The following is an 18,928-nucleotide window of genomic DNA, read 5'->3' as shown; positions in this document are numbered from 1 at the left end:
GGTGAATTTGCAGAAGATGTAATTGTTGCCATGCTTGATGCAATCATGGGTGCTGCCATAGAGTTCATCCAAACAAGCAGCACTTTATCCTTAACAATGGCCGAAAATCCAGCATGTTGAGTCAACCCGGAAAGTTGAGTGGATAAGTCTTCGCAGATGAGGCATATTGATGCCTTCAGAACAAGGAGCTTGTCATGAGTAGACGACCAAGACGAAATCATTCACCAGCATTTAAATCCAAAGTTGCATTAGCAGCTACCTCGGACAGGTCGGTCAATCCTTATGAGTTTGAAAAAGCCTCAAATGAGGGTTAAACCGTGTCTACTTAAATAGGGGAAGTTCAATGGTTGATGTCTTAATTGTTGTCATAGTGTGTTTCATTGCCAAATGGGTCACAGGAATTATTCGGACCTATGTATTAACAAAAAATCTGCTTGATATCCCCAATGAGCGTAGTTCCCATGCTGTGCCGACCCCGCGTGGTGGCGGTTTGTCATTTGTCTTGGTCTTTCTTGTTACTGTTGAGTTGTTCTTCCTTTCTGGTAAGCTAGAATTCTATCAGTTCATGATTTTATTCACTGGTGGAATTCTTATTGCCGGAATTGGATATATTGATGATCAAGGACATGTGTCGGCAAAATTAAGATTGCTTGTCCATTTTCTGGTGGCAATCATTACTCTCTATTTCGCAGGTGACTTGGGATCAACGGTAAAAATTGGAGAATATTTATTGCCGAGTTGGTTGTTGAATATTCTTTTGGTTTTATGCTTGGTTTGGTCGCTGAATCTATTTAACTTCATGGATGGTATTGACGGGATTGCCGGTGTTGAGGCGATTTCTGTTTTCGGTGGAACTGCAACGATAATTTATATTAATAATGGTAATATTTCTGAATCATGGCTTCTGTTTGTTCTTACTGGTGCATGTCTGGGGTTTCTATTCTGGAACTGGCCGCCGGCAAAAATTTTTATGGGGGACGTCGGAAGCGGTTTTTTGGGGTACTTGATTGGCGTTTTTACTTTGTTGACCGTAAAATCCGGGCTGCTTTCCATCTGGGTCTGGCTGATTCTTTTTGGGGTCTTTTGGATTGACGCCACAATTACCCTGATTAGACGTTTTATAAGCGGAGAGCGAGTTTGCGAAGCGCATTATTTCCACGCCTATCAGCATGCTGCACGTAAATTCAAAAGTCATAAAAAAGTGACACTGGCTGTGCTCAATATTAACCTTTTTTGGCTTTTTCCATCCGCTTTGGCAACAACTTTTTTCCCTGAATTTTCATTTGTTATAACAGCACTAGCATTGACCCCAATAATTGTTTTGGCTATAAAGATGGGGGCAGGTGTAACTTACTTAAACAGTTGAGTCCCGCCTTGATTTATGAAAAAACAGCTTAGAAAGATTAATTTTTGGATACTGCTAATTCTTGATTCTTCCATTTTAGTTGGAATCCATTTTTTTGCATATTATATCCGTTTCGAGGGGGATATTTCGGACAAGATATATAGCATTAGATCGCTTTTGCCGATTCTTGTGCCTTTTAAAATCTGTGCATTTTCTCTTTTTCGTCTATATCGAGGGATGTGGCGGTATACCGGATTGACCGATCTTATGAATGTTTTCAAGGCGAGTCTCCTGACAACTTTTATGGTTTTGGGCATTCTGGTTGTCTTTAACCGGTTTGAAGGATTCTCCCGATCCGTATTCATTCTTGATGGGTTGTTGACTTTTCTGTTCATCGCCGGTCTTCGGATGGGGCTGCGCCTTTATTATCAACGTTCAAGCAATTTTTCCTTTGCCCTGGGGAGAGCTGATCTGACGAGTTTGAAGAAAAAGCTCCTGATCGTCGGAGCGGGGGATGCCGCTGAAAAAGTTGTAAGGGAAATCAAGGACAACCGTTCTCTTCCGCATCTGGTCGTGGGCTTCCTGGATGACAATCAGCACAAGATCGGAAATCTTATCCATGGAATACCTGTTCTGGGGGTCATTGATGAACTGCATGAGTTTGTCGTCAAAACCAAGGCCCAGGAAGTATTGATCGCCATTCCGTCGGCAACCCGGGACCAGATCAGTCGGATTGTTGAACTCTGCAGGACCAGCAAGGTCAAATATAAGACACTTCCCGGACTCGGAGAGATCATAACGGACAAGGTGTCCGTAAAAGCCATCAGGGACGTTTCGTACAAAGATCTTCTTGGGCGGCCTCCTGTACGTCTTGAGCTGGAAAGTATCGGAGGCATTCTTGAAAACCGGGTCGTCGTTGTCAGTGGCGCCGGCGGCTCCATTGGTTCGGAATTATGCCGGCAGATCATTCGTTTCAAACCGAAGATGCTGATCCTTTTTGATTCCGGGGAGGAGAATCTGTACCGGATCGAGATGGAGATCCTCCATGAACTCGGCTTTAAGGATTACAAGACCATCCTTGGCCGGGTCGAAGAGCGGGCCCTGCTTGAAGATGTTTTTGAGAGGTACAGGCCGGATGTCGTTTTTCATGCCGCTGCGTACAAGCATGTACCGATGATTGAAGAAAATCCGTGGGAGGCCGTGACCAACAACATCATGGCGACCCGGCGGATTATCGAGGCTTCCGTCAATCACCACGTAGATCGTTTTATTCTGGTCTCCACCGACAAGGCGGTCCGGCCCACCAATGTCATGGGGGCTTCCAAGAGAATGACCGAATTGATCATGCAGGCGTATTGCGCCGACAGTGTATCCAAGCATGACTCCCAGAGGACCAGGTTCATGGCTGTCCGGTTCGGCAATGTGATCGGTTCGAGCGGTTCGGTTATTCCTCTTTTTAAGCGGCAGATAGAAATGGGGGGGCCGGTTACCGTGACCGATCCGGACATGACCCGTTATTTCATGTCGATTGAGGAGGCTGCCCAGTTGATCCTGCAGGCTGGGGCGATGGGAGATGGCGGAGAGATATTCATTCTTGAAATGGGGACCCCGGTCAGGATCGCCCAGATGGCCCGTGATCTCATCCGGCTGTGCGGCAAGGAACCCGACTCAGAAATTGAAGTGAAATATATCGGGTTGAGGCCGGGAGAAAAGCTTTATGAAGAGCTGATTACCGAAGGGGAGGGGATCGTTCCGACCATGCATGAAAAGATCATGGTCCTTAAGGGGAACGGGGTCCATATGCAGGATCTTGCAGATCCTCTCTATCGTCTGGAGCAGCTGGCCAGTGAACATGACGGTCCCGGGATCAAGAAGATTTTGAAAGAGGTTATTCCGGAATACACTCCCAAGGATTCACCTGCGGTCCTGTGAAATTTCATTCCGTTGCGTATTGTCAAGCTTCCCTGATTCCATACCATCTCAACCGGGCAGAAAAAAATGGCTGATACAACCAACAGGCAGAGAATAGTGATAACCGGAGTCGGTCTTGCCGCTCCCAATGCAGATAACCTGACTGATTATCGTGACCGGCTTTTACGTGGCGTGAGCGGGATATCTGAAATTGAGTTGCGCTATATCGGCAAGGTGCCGGCCGGAATCTGTGAGTTCCCGGAATCGAAATACCGCAAAAAAAAGGAAAACAAGCGGGGGACCAGGGCCGGATGCCTCGGTGTCTACACCGCCCACGAGGCCTTGCTTGACGCCGGGATAACCATTGCCGATGAAGACCGCGACCGGGTCGGGGTGTATGTCGGGCTGACTGAACACGGTACGGTTGAGACGGAAAACGAGGTCTATAACGTCAGTCAGTATGATTTCAACCTCGATTACTGGACCCACCATCACAATCCCCGGACGGTCCTGAACAATCCGGCCGGCGAGATCACCATGAGCCTCGGGATCACCGGGCCGCACTATTCGGTAGGAGCCGCCTGCGCCGCCGGGAATGCCGCGCTGATCCAGGGCGCCCAGATGCTGCAGCTGGGCGAGGTCGATCTCGCTCTCTGCGGGGGGATTTCTGAAAGTGTCGGCTCTTTCGGCATCTTTGCCAGTTTCCGGGCCCAGGGCGCCCTGGCCCTGCATGAAGACCCGACCAAAGCGTGCCGTCCCTTTGATGCCAGCCGGGACGGTATCGTCATCTCGGAAGGGGCCTGCCTCTATACCCTGGAGACTCTGGAAAGGGCTTTGCAGCGCGGGGCGAAGATCTATGGGGAGTTGGCCGGCTGGGCCATGAACTCCGATGCCCGGGATTTCGTTCTCCCCTATGGGCCCCGGCAGGCCGAGTGCATGATCAAGGCGCTGCACCGGGCGGGCCTCGCCCCGGGAGACATCGATATTGTCAATACCCACGCCACCGGGACCCAGCAGGGCGATATTGAAGAGTGTAAGGCGATCCGCCGGGTTTTCGGTGAAAGCTCCACCACCTGTATCAACAACACCAAGAGTATTATCGGTCACGCCATGGGCGCGGCCGGCGTTCTGGAGCTTGCCGGGAATCTCCCTGCCTTTACCGACAACCTGGTCCACCCGACCATCAATCTCAATGATCTCGATCCCGAGTGTGACCTGCCGAATATCATCTCCGGACAGCCCCGGGAGTTGAAATCGGTAAACGCAATTTTGAACAACTCGTTCGGGATGGTCGGCATCAACTCGGTGGTCATTATCAAGAACTATACCGGCTGAAAATGTGTGGTGAGCAAGGAATCGATTGATTTACTGCTCATGGAAGGAAGCACGTTGCGGACAATCTGTCGAATTCACTACCGGCAACGGACCGATTGTGCTATATAACCTGTTGATTTATCGTCCGCCGGTTTCAGTGGGCCATACTTTTTCTAATATCGACCTACATCGTTGATTTACAATTTTTATTTTTATGCTATGATAGCTCGTTTTTACGGGCCAGATTCTGCTAAATTAAAGAATACCTTTTAATATAATAAAGCGGGCTGTTGCGTTCCCGGCCTTCGTCTTATTCAGTCTGATGGTGAGAAATCAATGAACAGGGAAGAGATAAAAGACGTCGTTATCGAGATTATTCAGGATATTGATGAAGATGCCGATACCGACGGTCTGAAAGCAGACCAGCCCCTGCGGGACCAGCTTGATCTTGATTCCATGGATTTCCTCGACATTGTCATGGAACTCCGGAAACGCTACAAGCTGCAGATCCCCGAGGGTGACTATCCTGAACTGGCAACTCTCGACAGTTGTGTCAATTATCTGGAACCCCGCCTGCAGGACGCTTAATCAGGGCCTGTGTCCTATGATCAGATCATCATAGGCGGCGGATTATCCGGCCTTGCCGCCGGTATTCGCCTGGCCAGATTCGGCTCCAAAGTCCTGATCCTCGAAAAGCATTCCGTGGCCGGAGGACTCAACTCCTACTACCATCGGCAGGGCAGGCTTTTTGAAACCGGCCTGCATGCCATGACCAACTTTGCCCCTCCCGGGCAGAAAAAAGCGCCTCTCAACCGCCTTTTCAGGCAACTCAGTCTTTCCCGAAAATCATTCGTTACCCATGAGCAGTTCCACTCGACCGTCCTCTTTCCGGGTGAGACCTCGCTTCGTTTTGCCAACGATCCGACGCTCCTCCGCGCAGAGGTTGCCCGGGTCTTTCCCGATCAGGCGGCGCGCTTTAACAGGCTTCTGGCTCTGATCGCCGACCATGACCCCTTTGTGATCCGCCCCTGGTCTTCCGCCAGGGAAAAAATAATGGAAATCCTCGGCAATGAACTGCTGGTGAATATGCTGCTCTGGCCGCTTTTCATGTACGGCAGCTGCAATGAACACGATATGGATTTTGACCAGTTTGTGATCATGTTCAACGCCGTCTATAATGAAGGGTTTTTCCGGCCGGCAGGTTCCATCAGCGATTTCCTCGAACTGCTGCTGGATCATTACCGCGCACTCGGCGGCGAGATCAGATTCCGCTCCGGCGTCAGGGAGTTCGTGGTTGATGGTGATGTGGTCTGCGGGGTGACCCTGGAATCCGGGGAAACCATCGGCTGCGGTCAGGTGATTTCGACCGCCGGATATCCCGCCACCCTTGGTTTTATGGGGGTGGCGCCGGATTCGCAAGAGGTGGCAAGCCACCATGGCCGGCTCGGGTTTGTGGAAATGATCTATGTTCTGCCGGCTGCGATGCGGGAGAAACTGAAGGCGGACAGCACCATTGTATTCTACAATTTTGAAGAACCGTTTACCTATGAGCGGCCGGCTTCTGCCGTCAATGTCAGGAGCGGGGTGATCTGTTTTCCCGAAAACTTCCACGGGGTGCGTGTCGGTGATGAGTTCCAGGTCCGGGTCACCCATACCGCCAACTACGATCTCTGGCGCTCGTATGCCCCGGAAGAATACCGGCGGATGAAACAGGACTGGGCCCGCCGGTCGGAGGAGGTTGTCTCGGAAATCATTGGGAATTACACGGAAAACATAGTATATCAGGATATTTTTACTCCGTTGACCGTTGAACGCTATACCGGAAAAGCCAGTGGCGCGATCTATGGCAGTCCGATCAAGATCAGGGATGGCCGCACCCCTCTCTCCAATCTGTTTATTGCCGGTACGGATCAGGGTTTTCTGGGAATTGTCGGTTCAATGCTCTCCGGGGTTTCAATGGTCAATAAACATATATTTGAGAAGTCCTGAGCATGCCCCATAAATCAATTGAAAACGCCGCCGGTTCTTATGATGTCGTGGTCGTCGGCTCCGGCCTGGGTGGGCTTACCACCGCCAATCGTCTGGCCAACGCCGGGCATTCCGTCCTGCTGCTCGAACATCACCACCGGCTGGGGGGGCTCGCCACCTGGTTTAAACGGCAGGGGCATATCTTTGATATCTCCCTGCACGGCTTTCCCTACGGGATGAAGAAGACCTGCCGGAAGTACTGGAACCGGGAGATCATGGACTCCATCGTCCAGCTGGAAGGGATCGTTTTCGACAACCCGCAGTTTTCTCTGCAGACCACCTTTGACAAGGTTGATTTCACCGCGATTCTGGAGGATAAATTCTCGATCCCGAAAAAGACGATCGACGACTTCTTCAACACCGTATCGGGGATGAATTTCTACGATGACCGGACCATGACCACCCGGGAACTCTTCGAACAGTTTTTTCCCGGCCGCACCGAGGTCCACCGGCTGCTGATGGAGCCGATCACCTACGCCAACGGTTCGAATTTTGACGACCCGGCAATCACCTACGGCATCGTCTTCTCAAACTTCATGAACAAGGGGGTTTTCACCTTCAGCGGCGGGACCGACCGGTTGATCGGCCTCATGGTCGCAGAACTTGAGAAAAACGGGGTCACCATCTGCACGAACTCCCGGGTGGAGAGGATTATTGTCGATAACGGCAGGGTCCGCGGAGTCACCGTCGGCGACCGCGAGATAGAGACAAAATGCGTCGTCTCCAACGCCGGGATCCTGAACACCGTCGATGAGCTTGCCGGTCGCGAAGCCTTTTCCGCTGAATTTCTCGATAAGATTAAGCCGGTCCAGGTGAACAATTCCAGTTGCCAGGTCTATATGGGGATCAGGGAAGGAGAGGAGATCGACGATATCGGCGATCTCTTGTTTACCTCGACCGCGCCTGAGTATTCCGCAGATGAGATGCTCGATATGAACACCCGGAGCAGGACTTTTTCCCTCTATTATCCGAAAACCAGGCCGGGGCATGACCGGCACACGGTTGTCGCCTCGATGAATGCCCGGTATGATGATTGGGCGTCGCTGCCTGAAGAGGAGTACCAGAGGGAAAAGGGGCTCATGATCGAGCGGTGCCTGGTTGATCTTGAAAGATACATCCCGGATATCCGTCGCAAATGCGACTGGCTTGAGGCGGCCACTCCGAGGACTTTCCACCGATACACCCTCCACACCCGGGGCACCTCATTCGGCACCAAGTTCGAGGGGCTGGATGTGTCCAGGAGTATTTTCAAGGATGTCCGGGGTCTTTTTCATGTTGGTTCGGTGGGAATCATCATGTCCGGCTGGCTCGGGGCGATAAATTACGGGGTGATCGTGGCAAACGATGCCGACGCGCATTTACGAAGCTGATGGCGTGTTGATTTTGCACGAAAAAACGGTGTGATCGATGAGTTTTCTAAACCTGCACGACAAATATATCGTGGTCTTCGGCATGGCCAACAAGAAGTCCATTGCCTGTGCCATTGCGAGGGTCCTTGGCGAGCAGGGAGCGAAAGTCATCCACGTGGTTCGCACCGAGGAACGGCGGCAGACGGCGTTAAAACTTTTCCCCGATTCGCCGGTATTTGTCTGTGATGTGGAACAGGAGGAGAATATTCTCCGGGTGAGTCGTGAGGTTGCAGATTTTCTCGGAGGAGACAAGATTTCCGGAATCGTCCACTCGATCGCCTTCGCCAACTATTCCGAGGGCATCAAACCCTTCCATGAAACGATCAGGAAGGATTTTCTGCAGGCGATCGATATCTCCTGCTTCTCCTTTATTTCCATTGCCAATCATTTTAAAACACTTCTCGCGCCGGACGCTTCGGTGGTCACGATCTCCATCTCCACAACCCGGATGGCCGCTGAAAATTACGGCTATATGGCGCCGGTCAAGGCGGCCCTCGAATCATCCATCTGCTTTCTGGCGAAAAGTTTTTCCTCGTTTTCCAGGGTCCGGTTCAATGCGGTCTGTCCGGGGTTGCTCAAAACCTCGGCCTCCGCAGGAATCCCTGGTTACATCGACAGCTATCTCTATGCGGAAAAGCTCACCCTGCGTAAAAAGGCCCTTGCCACCAGTGAGGTGGCGGACACTGCCGCCTTTCTTCTTTCTGAAAGATCTTCCGGTATCAATGCTCGGACCATCGTGATCGATGCGGGTATGGATGTGAATTACTTCGATTCCGAGATCATCGCCAAGACCCTGGATTAATGCTCTTCAACAATGTCTGCCTGCATAGCTTCGGTTACCAGCTGCCGCCCCGGGTCGTCACCTCCGCCGAGATCGAGGAGCGGCTTTTCCCGGTCTATGACCGGCTGAAGCTGCCCGCCGGTCGTCTGGAACTGATGTCGGGCATCAGGTCCCGCCGTTTCTGGGACAGCGGGACCAGGCCCAGTGACGGGGCGGTGATGGCGGGGAAAAAGGCGATCGAAGCTTCCGGTATTGCTCCGGCTGATATCGAGTGCCTTTTTTTCACCGGCGTCTGCCGCGACATGATGGAACCGGCCACCGCTTCCTTTGTCCATCGGCAGTTGGGGCTGCCCGACAGATGCATCCTTTATGACATCTCCAATGCCTGCCTCGGGTTTTTAAACGGCATGATCACCCTCGCGACCCTGATCGAACTCGGGCAGGTGAAGACCGGCCTCATCGTCACCGGGGAAACGGCGGAACACCTGGTCGAGTCAACGATCCTGAATCTTTTGGCCGATCCCGTTCTGACCAGAAAATCCATTAAATCCTCTTTTGCCTCTTTAACCATCGGTTCCGGCGCGGTCGCCCTGGTCATGGGCGATGAACGTCTTTACAAAACCGGGCACACCCTGAAGGGCGGGGTCTGCCGGGCCAATACCTCTTTCAATGATCTCTGCCAGGGCGGCTCGGACAATCCTGCCGGGACCCTGATGGCCACCGATTCCGAGGAGCTGCTGAAGAGAGGCGTGGAGACCGCCCACCTGACCTGGCTTGATTTCCTTGAAGAAACCGGCTGGCAGCCGAAGGTGATCGACCATTATTTCTGCCATCAGGTCGGCAGCTCCCACTCCCGTCTGCTTTGTGAAACCCTTGGTATCGATCCGGCCCTGAATTACGAAACGCTCGCCCAGCTCGGCAATGTGGGTTCGGTTTCCGCCCCGGTGACCATGGCCATCGGCGTGGAGGAGGGTATTTTGCGAAAAGGGGAAAGGGCGGCCCTGCTCGGGATCGGCAGCGGCATCAACTGTCTGATGCTCGGGGTGGAATGGTGATGGCGATGGGCAAAGCTGAACTGTTCAAAGACCTGTATCCCTTCAAACCCAAAAAGATCACGGTCTTCGGGCACACCATTTCCTACCTCGATGAGGGAAAGGGCCCGGTGATCGTGATGCTGCACGGCAATCCGACCTGGTCATTTTTTTACCGGAACCTGGTCCTGCTCCTGCGGGACCGTTACCGGCTGATCGTGCCCGATCATCTGGGCTGCGGATTTTCCGATAAACCGCAGGAGTATCCCTACCGTCTCAAAGACCATATCGACAACCTGGAAAATCTCCTCGGCCAGCTTGGCGTGGAAAAGCATTCGCTGGTTCTGCACGACTGGGGCGGGGCGATCGGCATGGGCTATCTCGACCGCCACCCCGAACGGCTTGAGTCCCTCACTGTTTTAAATACCGCCGCCTTCCGGTCGACCCGGATTCCCCTGCGGATCAATATCTGCCGCATCCCGTACCTGGGGCCTTTTCTGGTCCGGGGGTTGAACGGTTTCGTCCGGGCGGCGGTGCACATGGCGGTGAAGAAAAGAATGCCCCGCCTGGTGCGGAAGGGGTACCTGGCCCCGTATAACTCCTGGGCCAACCGGGTCGCGGTCATGCGTTTTATCGAGGACATCCCCCTCGATTACCGCCACCCCTCCTGGGAAACCCTGCTCCGGGCGGAAGGCGCTCTTCAGTATATCAAGAACAAGCCGGTCCTGATCCTCTGGGGCGGCAAGGATTTCTGTTTCAACAATACGTTCTACCAGGAGTGGCATCGAAGATTCCCGCACGCCCGGTCGATCTATCTGGAAAATGCCGGCCATTTTGTGCTGGAAGATGCCGACGGTCAGGTCGACCATCTGATCAACGGCTTTTTCGATGAATATCTCGGGGGCGGGCGTGGATAATTTCAATATTTCCAGGGCGCTCGCCGAAGTGGCGGAATCGCAGTCGGACAACACGGGCCTGATCGAAAAGGTCTTCGGCGGATACCGGAGCTGGACCTTCAAGGAACTCGACCGGAACGCCTCCGCCTATGCCCATGGGCTGAAAAAGATGGGGGTCGGGCGCAATGACCGGGCGGTCCTGATGGTCAAGCCCTCCATGGAGTTCGTCTGTCTCGCCTTTGCCCTCTTCCGGCTGGGAACGCCGGTGATCCTGATCGATCCGGGGATGGGGTACTACAATCTGCTCCGCTGTGTCGCCTATGTCCGGCCGACGGTTTTCATCGGGGTGCCGAAGGCGCAATTTTTCAGATTGCTGAACCCGGGGGTGTTTGGCTCGGTCAAGCGTTCGGTCTGCGTCGGCCCTTCTTTCAGTCTTCTGGGCAGCTCCCTTGCCGGGCTCGCCAAATTCAACAAAGGCGCCTTTGAAACCCCGCCGACGGCCAGAGATGATCTGGCGGCGATCATTTTCACGACCGGCAGCACCGGGCCGCCCAAAGGGGTCCAGTACACCCATGGGGTCTTCCAGGCCCAGAAGGACCTGATCCGCAACTATTACGGCATAACCCCCGACGATATCGACCAGCCGGCATTCCCGCTGTTCGCCCTGTTCTCGACGGCCCTCGGGGCATGTGCGGTGATCCCGGATATGAACCCGGCCCATCCCGCCCGGGTGAACCCGGAACGGTTCGTGAACTCATTGATTGAAAAGGGGGTCACCTATTCCTTCGGCTCTCCGGCCATCTGGAATGTGGTGAGCCGTTACTGCCTCGATCACGGGATTGTCCTCGAAAAATTGCGTCTGGTCCTGATGGCCGGGGCCCCGGTGCCCTTCGAGCTGATCGAGCGGGTCAAGCGGATCATGTCACCGGCCGGCGAGATCCACACTCCCTACGGGGCGACGGAGGCCCTGCCGGTCACCTCGATGACCGGTTCCGAGGTGCTTGAGGAGACCTGGAAGAATACCATGAACGGCGGCGGCACCTGTGTCGGCAAACCTTTGCCCGGGAACGAGGTCAGGATCATCAGAACCTGTGACGAGCCGATCGCGGAATTGGCGGACGCCTATGAACTTTCGCCCGGCAGCATCGGCGAGATCATCGTCTGCGGGGAGATTGTCACCAGCGTCTACGACAATAACGGGTCGGAAACGGAACTTGCCAAGATCAACGACAACGGCCGGGTCTGGCACCGGATGGGTGATCTCGGCTATCTGGATGAGGCGGGGCGCCTCTGGTTCTGCGGCCGGAGGGCCCACCGGGTGAAAGCCGCCGGCGGCGAGATGTATACCATTCCCTGTGAGGCGATCTTCAACGAGCACCCGGATGTGTACCGCTCCGCCCTGGTCGGGATCAAACGGGATGGAGAGCTGCACGAAACGCCGGTGCTGATTGTTGAACCATACTCACGCTATGAGGAGCGTGCGTTGGTTGCCGATCTTGCCAAACTCGCCCTGGCCAATCCTCTGACCCGGAATATCAAACATTTCCTGATTAACGAGTCCTTTCCGGTGGATATCCGGCACAACGCCAAGATCTTCCGGGAGAAGCTTGCGGTCTGGGCGCAGCGGGAAATCAGTTTTGAGGAAGCTCCCGCTGAAGCAGCAGGCTGCGGCGGTGATGAATAAAGCTGAGTTGAATAGCTCGTCTGCTCGTACTGATAAGCGAGCCTGCGAGACATCGAGGTTTATATCCGAAGGGTGCAAAGTTGCCGTCACCGGTGGCGGCGGTTTTGTCGGCCGTGCGATCACCATGCGCTTGCGGCAGCGCGGGGTGTCCGTCCGGGTCATCGGCCGCAGCAACTACCCGGACCTTCACCTCCCCGGTGTATCAATCTGCAACGGAGACATCAGAGACAAAAACTTCCTCGCAAATGCGTTTGCCGGCTGCGACGCGGTCTTTCATGTGGCGGCGAAGGCCGGGATCTGGGGAAAGCGGGAAGAGTATTATGCGATCAACGTCACCGGCACCGCCAATGTGCTTGAGGCGTGCAGGACGAATCAGGTTCCGGCCCTCGTCTACACCAGCACTCCCAGTGTGGTCTTCAACGGCGCCGACCTCTGCGGCGGTGACGAATCCCTCCCGTATGCCGAAACATTCCTCTGCCATTACGCCGAGACCAAGATGCTCGCCGAAAAGATGGTCCTCGCCGCAAATTCGGATCATCTCAAAACCGTCGCCCTCAGGCCGCACCTGATCTGGGGCCCGGGGGACACCAATCTTGTCCCGAGGCTCATCGAACGCGGCCGGAAGGGCTTGTTAAAGCGGGTAGGGGAGGGCGCCAATCTGGTCGATATCTCCTACATCGACAATGTGGTTGACGCCCAGATAAAAGCAGCGGCTGATCTGTTGACTACCGGCAACTCAGCCGGTAAACCATACTTCATCTCCCAGGGCGAGCCGGTCAATCTCTGGGACTGGATCAACGAGTTCTACAAACTGTGCGGTGTCCCTGCAGTATCAAAGTCAGTCAGCTTCAAAAAGGCCAGGTTTGTCGGCGGGCTGCTGGAGAAGGTTTACGGCGCTCTCGACATCAAATCCGAACCGCTGATGACCAGATTCCTCGCCGAACAACTGGCCCATTCCCACTGGTTTTCCATTGCTTCGGCAAAAAACGATTTCGGCTACGCTCCTGCAGTGACCACCCGGGAAGGGATGAAGAGAACCGCGGCGTGGGTAAAAAATGTTTTCCCCGACCAACTCTCTTGATTTTGCACCCACAACACACTATCATGATCATACTGAGCAGCATGATCATGATGGTAGTTAATGGAGGTGCTATTATGCCAACGACAATATCGGCAGTTGATGCACGGCGGACTTTGGGCGAATTATTGAACAAGGTTTCTCTCACCAACGAAGAGATTATTATTGAACGGGCAGGGAAAAAAGTTGCCAAACTGGTGCAGTGCGACCGGCCGGGGGAAGAGACATCGAACGCCGCCCGGGGCAAATTGGATTTTCGAAAATCCGGCGGCCTGGGACAGGAAGTATGGAAACAGATCAACACGGATGAGTATATCAACAAGGAACGCGACGAATGGGGCTGAACCTGGAAAAAACCACCTCCGTTTTTTTAGACACCGCGCCCCTCATCTATTTCTGGGAGAAGAACATCCGCTTTTATGACAGGGTGGCAGCCTTCTTTGATGAGATCTATGCGAAAGAAATTCAAGTGACGGTCTCGCTGATCACTTATATCGAAGTGGTCACCTATCCTCTCAAGGTTGGCGAGAATAAACTTGCGGCCAAATATCGAGACTATCTCACAAATTCGGCAAATTTCAGTCTGTACCCACTCAACCTTCTGGTTGCGGATAAAACCGCGGAATACAGGGCTGTCCATCAGTTGAGAACCCCGGACGCGATACAACTGGCAACGGCCGAGGTCTGCGGCGCAGACTATGTCATTACCAACGACGTGCAATGGAAGAAAATCAGCGGACTCAATATTGTTCTGGTGAGTGAGTTGTAAATTTCTTCTGCTCTCAGGGTTTCAAGAAATGACCCGATTGCCACCAATCGTGGACCAACGACCTTCAGTTTCTCAGCCTATTTTCACTCTAATTGGTTTATGCTTTACACACAGCCCCTTAGTCAAAAGGTATAAACCGGCATTTCAAGACCTGCCCCCCAACCAAGACGGTAAACGAGGGTAGGGCCAGTGAGTAAAAAAGGCGGACAGGAGTCGAACAAAAACATGACCTCTTCGAATGTACGGTCCAGATCTCGCATTTTTAAAAAAAGTGCCGGGATCATTCTTCTCCTTGTTGCCGCCTTTCTTCTCTCCGCCGCTCTTCTTGACTATCTGCCGCGCCTTGTCCGGAGCCTCATCAACAGTGCCCTTGCGGAAAGAAATCTGCCGGTTTTAGTGCAGGTGCGGCATGTCGGATTCTGGAGCGCCGATCTGAGCGAAATATCGGTGGGCGGTGAAAAACGCTTTGCCGGCATTGACTCGATCAGGATTGATTACTCTCCGCTCGGGCTTCTGCGGAAGAAACTTGCCGGGATATCCCTTTCCGGTATTGAACTGAACCTCCATTTTCAGGATGGCAAGCTGATTGTTCCATGGCAGACGGAGGAATCCACCCGGGAGCAGAACGCCGCTCCAACTCTTGAGAAGGAAGACCTTGATCTTTTAGTTCATCTCGGTGAGCTTCGCATCAACAGTGCCATTGTCAATCTCTCTTACGGAGAGCATTTCGTTGCAATCCCCTGTTCTTTTCAGGCCCGGATCAGCAAAGAAAATCCCAGACTGATTCGTATCAGTGGTGAGTTAGTGGTCCGCGGGCAGGTCATCAAAACCGCCTTTGAAATTGATCCCGAGACCATGGAAGCACGAAATGTCACCGAGGTTGAAGTTCTTGAACTGCGGCGTTTCGCCGATTTCATGGAAATCTTCTCCACCCCAGTTGTTTCCGGCCGCCTGGAGGTTCAGGCGGAGGCCAGTATGTCTCTTGCCCCGTTTAAGATACTGGCTGCCGATATTTCCGGGAAACTCGCGCAGACGGATATCCTCTTCGGTGAGGTGCGGCTTGGCAATCCGTATGATCGGGACGAAGAACCTTTCGGGTTTAATCTCACCTTTGAACATGGTCGGGGGCGACTCACCTCGACTTCATTGATCTTTAACAGTTTTCTGGCGGCGGAAATAGGCGATATCGACCTTTTGTTTACAAGCGCGGATGGGATCTGGTTGTTTGACGGCGATTTCAGGGTGATGTTTCCTGAGCAGGCACCAGCAAAGGGTGTTTCTCTTGCGCCGACAGAACTTGTCACGCAAATACACGGCAGCACGGTTACGGGTGGTGGCTGGCGGTTTGAGGCCGCATCAAAAGGGAAAAAGCCCTTTGGTCTTTCCCGGGCAGGCTTGACGTTTTCGTCTCGGATCAGCGGGTACACCGTTTCCGGCGTAAACTCTGCCGGGAAAACCGGGTTTAATTACACTCTTACCCTGGAATCTATCGAGATCAAGGCGGACAACTTAATCGTCCAGCTGCCCCTGCTGACGGTCAAGGGAACAACAGAGGATGGGCACAGCCGATTCGTTCTGCCCTTTACCGGCCTTGACTTTAAAGATACAGCCAATGATCTTAAGGCAACGGTCGGAGGAAAAATTCTGCACAGTATTCCCTATAATCCGGGAGCCGGAGACAGTGAAATCAATATCACCGGCATCAGTTATTCCGACCTGCTCCTTGGCCGTATCATCCTGCGCCTGACCCAGCGGCCATCAGGCTTCAGTTTCGCCGGTCGCCACCAGAGTGATCTGATCGAAAGCTTCTGTATCGATCTGGCAGGTTTCGCTGATTTTCCGTCATCCGGGCCGGACGCGGAGATCACCGTTCAGGCCTCCTGCACCAGGTCCATCCAGAATTTCGATCTTCGGCGATTCAGCCCAACCCTGGCCGGTTACAAGGGTGATGGCGATCTGAACCTGGAAGGCAAGCTGCTCTATCAAGGCGGCCACGTTTCGGGCAGGGTTGATACCGGCATCGATAACATCCGGTTGACATCCCTCGATAAGGATTTTGCTCTCGAGGGAGGATCGCTCAACCTTCACCTTCCCGAGCTCCCCAGGATGAGAAGCGGTCCGAAACAGAAATTTTCCTTCCAGTCCATCCGGTCCGGTAAAATCGCCGCCGAGAACGGGCTGGTCGAATTCCAAATAGAATCGGCCGAATCGATATTTATCGAAAAAGGACAGGTGCAGTGGAGCGACGGCCATGTCTACACCCAGGCGCTGCGCTTTTCTCCAAAGGTAAAAGATTACGATATGATTTTCTTTTGCGACCGGCTGAATTTTGCCAAAGTCCTGGAACAACTGGGCGCGGCCACTGCCGAAGGGCAGGGCCGAGTTAACGGCAGGGTGCCGGTGCACCTCACCGATGGCAGATTCTTTATCGAAAACGGCTTTCTCTATTCAACTCCGGGTGAAGGAGGAACCATCAGCCTCTCCAGAACGGAGATTCTCACCGAAGGCATCCCGAAGGACACTCCACAATTTGCCCAGATCGATCTAGCCCGTGAGGCCTTGAAAGATTTCTCCTATGACTGGACCAAACTCGATATCAATTCGGAATCCGATGATAATCTGCTGCTCCATCTGCAGATGAATGGCAAGCCGACGGCTCCATTGCCGTTTGTCTACAACAAGGACTTCGGGGGCTTCACCAGGGTGGATGCAGGAAACCCCGGTTCCCGGTTCCAGGGCATTCAGCTCGACGTCAACTTCCGTCTTCCGCTCAATGATGTTTTGCATTATGGTGATTCTATCAGGTCGTTAATGGAATAACTGGAGAACCGTATGAAATATTTCTATCTTGCGCTTTTCTGTCTCTGTGTGCTGTTCTCCCCGGGCTGCACCAGGCATACGATTGAGAGCACGCATGACGTGACTCTGCAGCCGGTCGAAATAAAACCGATCCATATCACCATCGATGTCAATATCAAGGTCGACAAGGCCCTTGATGATTTCTTCAGTGATATCGATGCGGCCAAATAATCATCATGTCATCGAACCAGTCTCATTGAATGAAGTCCGTCAGGAGGAAAAAATGTACGATTTTAAAAAATCCGTATTGTTCACCATACTGTTGTTTGTCGGCTGTTTCCTGTCCGCAAACGCTTTGGCCGAAAGCGGCAAGGAAATCAAGGCAAGGATGCAGGCAAGATTGCCGGAGATCGTCAGACTCCTGGCCGCCGGGACAATAGGCGAAGGTAAGGATGGCCTGCTCTACTTTATGAGCGGAGCTTCCGGAAACCAGGTATTTGTTCAGGAAGAAAATGACGACCGGAAAAAGGTCTACGGGGCGATTGCCAGGCAACAGGGAACCACCCCGGCCCTGGTCGGCGAACGCCGCGCCCTGCAGATTTACGATCAGGCAGATCCCGGAACCTGGCTCCAGGACGCCAACGGCAAATGGTATAAGAAATAGTCTGCATCTGAAATGCGGGAAATGCAGCGAACTGTAAAGGCCGTTGTGACAGGAGAGCTTCTGTCACAACGGCCTTTTTTGCTTGAGAGATATATTGAATGGGTCTTAATTAAAACAATCAGGATTAAAAGTGGCTGACGATCGCAATCTGAAGGATTTGCGGGACAATCCTAAATAACTAACAAATTAGGGGTGTTTGGAAGCACTCCATAGTCAACAAATCTCTTGTCGCGCCGAGCTAAATCCAAAGCCTCGGGAATCCCGTCAGACGGGGGTGAAATTGGTTATTGTTATCCAGTGGGTGTGAGTTGACTCTGGCTCAAGTCCCACCCGACCAGAACTTAGCCAGCGGGTCGGTAGTGAAATCTGAGGGCAAACCCGGTATCGGGAGTCCGAAGCCAGATGAATCAAGGATGCAGGCTCTGTATTGAACCCCGAAAAATGTATGGTTGTGGTCTCTGTAATAGCTTCTGGTCTCCAGAAGTAAAGCCGACGGATTCAAGAGTCCGGAAGGCCGAGGATCTGAACGCGATATGGCGAGTGTTCAGGTCACCACCGGGGTCTGAGGCCAGGGCATGTATCCATGGGGGTAACTTGGGAACTCGGGAGAGCCAATTTTCTCCTTACACAAGGACGGTCAGGGAAGCCGTATCCAGAAATTTCAGAAATTTCCAGGCGTATGAGGAGAGAAGCCCGTGCCCCTCATACGAGCCTGAAAGGAACATCGTGTCGCCAGGTCGCCCGCCATCGCCCGCATCGGCATCGCCCGGGGTCGCCCGTCGCCCGGGGCCGTCGCCCGGCTCGCCCGGTCGCCCGGTCGCCTGTCGCCTGGGGTCGGACCAAGTTAACCTGCTGTAAATACTAGATATTCATTAAAAAAACAGGCGTTTTCATGCCCAATAGCACTCTTTTTGCCATTAAAAAGAGAGCGGTTTAAGGAAAGGTCGATAACAACCAAAAATGTTTGGGGTCGGGCGTGACTTATTGACATTCTCACAAAACTCTTTTGTTTTGACTCTGTAGTACCATTGTGGTACCATCTTTTATGCCTAGAAAAATTTGCCAGCTTATACAAGAATTGGAAAAAGCCGGATTTGTCAATCGTGGAGGGAAGGGAAGCCATCGGAACTTTTTACATGACAAAGGTTCTGCTCTCACTCTTTCCGGCAGGCTTGGTGATGATGCAAAACCATACCAGGAAAAACTGGTCGGGCAAAAG

General features: G+C 53.1%; 17 protein-coding genes. All 17 read left to right on the top strand.

Features of this window, described 5'->3' with window-relative positions:
• The first annotated feature begins 343 nt into the window (after positions 1 to 343).
• Positions 344 to 1,366, top strand: coding sequence for a glycosyltransferase family 4 protein (locus tag KKG35_08685; GenBank protein MBU1738201.1), 1,023 nt, complete (start codon positions 344 to 346; stop codon positions 1,364 to 1,366).
• 15 nt (positions 1,367 to 1,381) lie between these two features.
• Positions 1,382 to 3,277 carry a polysaccharide biosynthesis protein gene (locus KKG35_08680; protein MBU1738200.1) on the top strand — a complete coding sequence of 632 codons (1,896 nt, stop codon included), beginning with the start codon at positions 1,382 to 1,384 and terminating at the stop codon, positions 3,275 to 3,277.
• Positions 3,278 to 3,343: 66 nt separating this feature from the next.
• Positions 3,344 to 4,591: a beta-ketoacyl-[acyl-carrier-protein] synthase family protein gene (locus tag KKG35_08675; GenBank protein MBU1738199.1), complete on the top strand. Its 1,248-nt coding sequence runs from the start codon at positions 3,344 to 3,346 to the stop codon at positions 4,589 to 4,591.
• Between the two features lie 315 nt (positions 4,592 to 4,906).
• Entirely contained in the window at positions 4,907 to 5,158 is a 252-nt protein-coding gene (locus tag KKG35_08670) for an acyl carrier protein (GenBank protein MBU1738198.1), read from the top strand.
• A gap of 9 nt (positions 5,159 to 5,167) precedes the next feature.
• Positions 5,168 to 6,559: an FAD-dependent oxidoreductase gene (locus tag KKG35_08665; protein ID MBU1738197.1), complete on the top strand. Its 1,392-nt coding sequence runs from the start codon at positions 5,168 to 5,170 to the stop codon at positions 6,557 to 6,559.
• 2 nt (positions 6,560 to 6,561) lie between these two features.
• Complete coding sequence (locus tag KKG35_08660) at positions 6,562 to 7,968, top strand: FAD-dependent oxidoreductase (GenBank protein MBU1738196.1); 1,407 nt, start codon at positions 6,562 to 6,564, stop codon at positions 7,966 to 7,968.
• 37 nt (positions 7,969 to 8,005) lie between these two features.
• Complete coding sequence (locus KKG35_08655) at positions 8,006 to 8,809, top strand: SDR family oxidoreductase (GenBank protein ID MBU1738195.1); 804 nt, start codon at positions 8,006 to 8,008, stop codon at positions 8,807 to 8,809.
• Complete coding sequence (locus KKG35_08650; protein MBU1738194.1) at positions 8,809 to 9,843, top strand: 3-oxoacyl-ACP synthase III; 1,035 nt, start codon at positions 8,809 to 8,811, stop codon at positions 9,841 to 9,843. The genes KKG35_08655 and KKG35_08650 overlap by 1 nt, the downstream gene beginning before the upstream one ends.
• 5 nt (positions 9,844 to 9,848) lie before the next feature.
• Positions 9,849 to 10,736 carry an alpha/beta fold hydrolase gene (locus KKG35_08645; protein ID MBU1738193.1) on the top strand — a complete coding sequence of 296 codons (888 nt, stop codon included), beginning with the start codon at positions 9,849 to 9,851 and terminating at the stop codon, positions 10,734 to 10,736.
• A complete protein-coding gene (locus tag KKG35_08640) occupies positions 10,708 to 12,399 on the top strand; it encodes an AMP-binding protein (protein ID MBU1738192.1) in 1,692 nt (563 codons plus the stop codon). The genes KKG35_08645 and KKG35_08640 overlap by 29 nt, the downstream gene beginning before the upstream one ends.
• The gene (locus KKG35_08635; protein ID MBU1738191.1) at positions 12,392 to 13,480 is read left to right on the top strand and encodes an NAD-dependent epimerase/dehydratase family protein; all 1,089 of its coding nucleotides are present in this window, start codon (positions 12,392 to 12,394) and stop codon (positions 13,478 to 13,480) included. The genes KKG35_08640 and KKG35_08635 overlap by 8 nt, the downstream gene beginning before the upstream one ends.
• Positions 13,481 to 13,554: 74 nt before the next feature.
• Complete coding sequence (locus KKG35_08630; GenBank protein MBU1738190.1) at positions 13,555 to 13,821, top strand: type II toxin-antitoxin system Phd/YefM family antitoxin; 267 nt, start codon at positions 13,555 to 13,557, stop codon at positions 13,819 to 13,821.
• Complete coding sequence (locus KKG35_08625; GenBank protein ID MBU1738189.1) at positions 13,812 to 14,246, top strand: PIN domain-containing protein; 435 nt, start codon at positions 13,812 to 13,814, stop codon at positions 14,244 to 14,246. The genes KKG35_08630 and KKG35_08625 overlap by 10 nt, the downstream gene beginning before the upstream one ends.
• Positions 14,247 to 14,471: 225 nt before the next feature.
• Positions 14,472 to 17,066, top strand: a complete 2,595-nt coding sequence (locus KKG35_08620) for a YdbH domain-containing protein (protein ID MBU1738188.1) — start codon at positions 14,472 to 14,474, stop codon at positions 17,064 to 17,066.
• A 12-nt stretch (positions 17,067 to 17,078) separates the two neighbouring features.
• On the top strand, positions 17,079 to 17,276 hold the full coding sequence (locus tag KKG35_08615; protein MBU1738187.1) for a hypothetical protein: 198 nt from the start codon (positions 17,079 to 17,081) through the stop codon (positions 17,274 to 17,276).
• A gap of 52 nt (positions 17,277 to 17,328) precedes the next feature.
• Entirely contained in the window at positions 17,329 to 17,709 is a 381-nt protein-coding gene (locus KKG35_08610) for a YdbL family protein (GenBank protein ID MBU1738186.1), read from the top strand.
• Between the two features lie 1,045 nt (positions 17,710 to 18,754).
• Positions 18,755 to 18,928: type II toxin-antitoxin system HicA family toxin (locus KKG35_08605; GenBank protein MBU1738185.1), on the top strand; the 174-nt coding region annotated here is incomplete at its 3' end.

This window comes from Pseudomonadota bacterium (assembly GCA_018823285.1).
GTDB lineage: Bacteria > Desulfobacterota > Desulfobulbia > Desulfobulbales > JAGXFP01 > JAHJIQ01.
Note: the sequence above shows the minus strand (reverse complement) of the source record. Positions and strands in the feature narration are given on the sequence as shown.

Coding starts and splice junctions, on each gene's coding strand:
- KKG35_08685 (MBU1738201.1), top strand. CDS start 344: ATGGTTGATGTCTTAATTGTTGTCATAGTGTGTTTCATTGCCAAATGG.
- KKG35_08680 (MBU1738200.1), top strand. CDS start 1,382: ATGAAAAAACAGCTTAGAAAGATTAATTTTTGGATACTGCTAATTCTT.
- KKG35_08675 (MBU1738199.1), top strand. CDS start 3,344: ATGGCTGATACAACCAACAGGCAGAGAATAGTGATAACCGGAGTCGGT.
- KKG35_08670 (MBU1738198.1), top strand. CDS start 4,907: ATGAACAGGGAAGAGATAAAAGACGTCGTTATCGAGATTATTCAGGAT.
- KKG35_08660 (MBU1738196.1), top strand. CDS start 6,562: ATGCCCCATAAATCAATTGAAAACGCCGCCGGTTCTTATGATGTCGTG.
- KKG35_08655 (MBU1738195.1), top strand. CDS start 8,006: ATGAGTTTTCTAAACCTGCACGACAAATATATCGTGGTCTTCGGCATG.
- KKG35_08650 (MBU1738194.1), top strand. CDS start 8,809: ATGCTCTTCAACAATGTCTGCCTGCATAGCTTCGGTTACCAGCTGCCG.
- KKG35_08645 (MBU1738193.1), top strand. CDS start 9,849: ATGGGCAAAGCTGAACTGTTCAAAGACCTGTATCCCTTCAAACCCAAA.
- KKG35_08640 (MBU1738192.1), top strand. CDS start 10,708: ATGAATATCTCGGGGGCGGGCGTGGATAATTTCAATATTTCCAGGGCG.
- KKG35_08635 (MBU1738191.1), top strand. CDS start 12,392: ATGAATAAAGCTGAGTTGAATAGCTCGTCTGCTCGTACTGATAAGCGA.
- KKG35_08630 (MBU1738190.1), top strand. CDS start 13,555: ATGCCAACGACAATATCGGCAGTTGATGCACGGCGGACTTTGGGCGAA.
- KKG35_08625 (MBU1738189.1), top strand. CDS start 13,812: ATGGGGCTGAACCTGGAAAAAACCACCTCCGTTTTTTTAGACACCGCG.
- KKG35_08620 (MBU1738188.1), top strand. CDS start 14,472: ATGACCTCTTCGAATGTACGGTCCAGATCTCGCATTTTTAAAAAAAGT.
- KKG35_08615 (MBU1738187.1), top strand. CDS start 17,079: ATGAAATATTTCTATCTTGCGCTTTTCTGTCTCTGTGTGCTGTTCTCC.
- KKG35_08610 (MBU1738186.1), top strand. CDS start 17,329: ATGTACGATTTTAAAAAATCCGTATTGTTCACCATACTGTTGTTTGTC.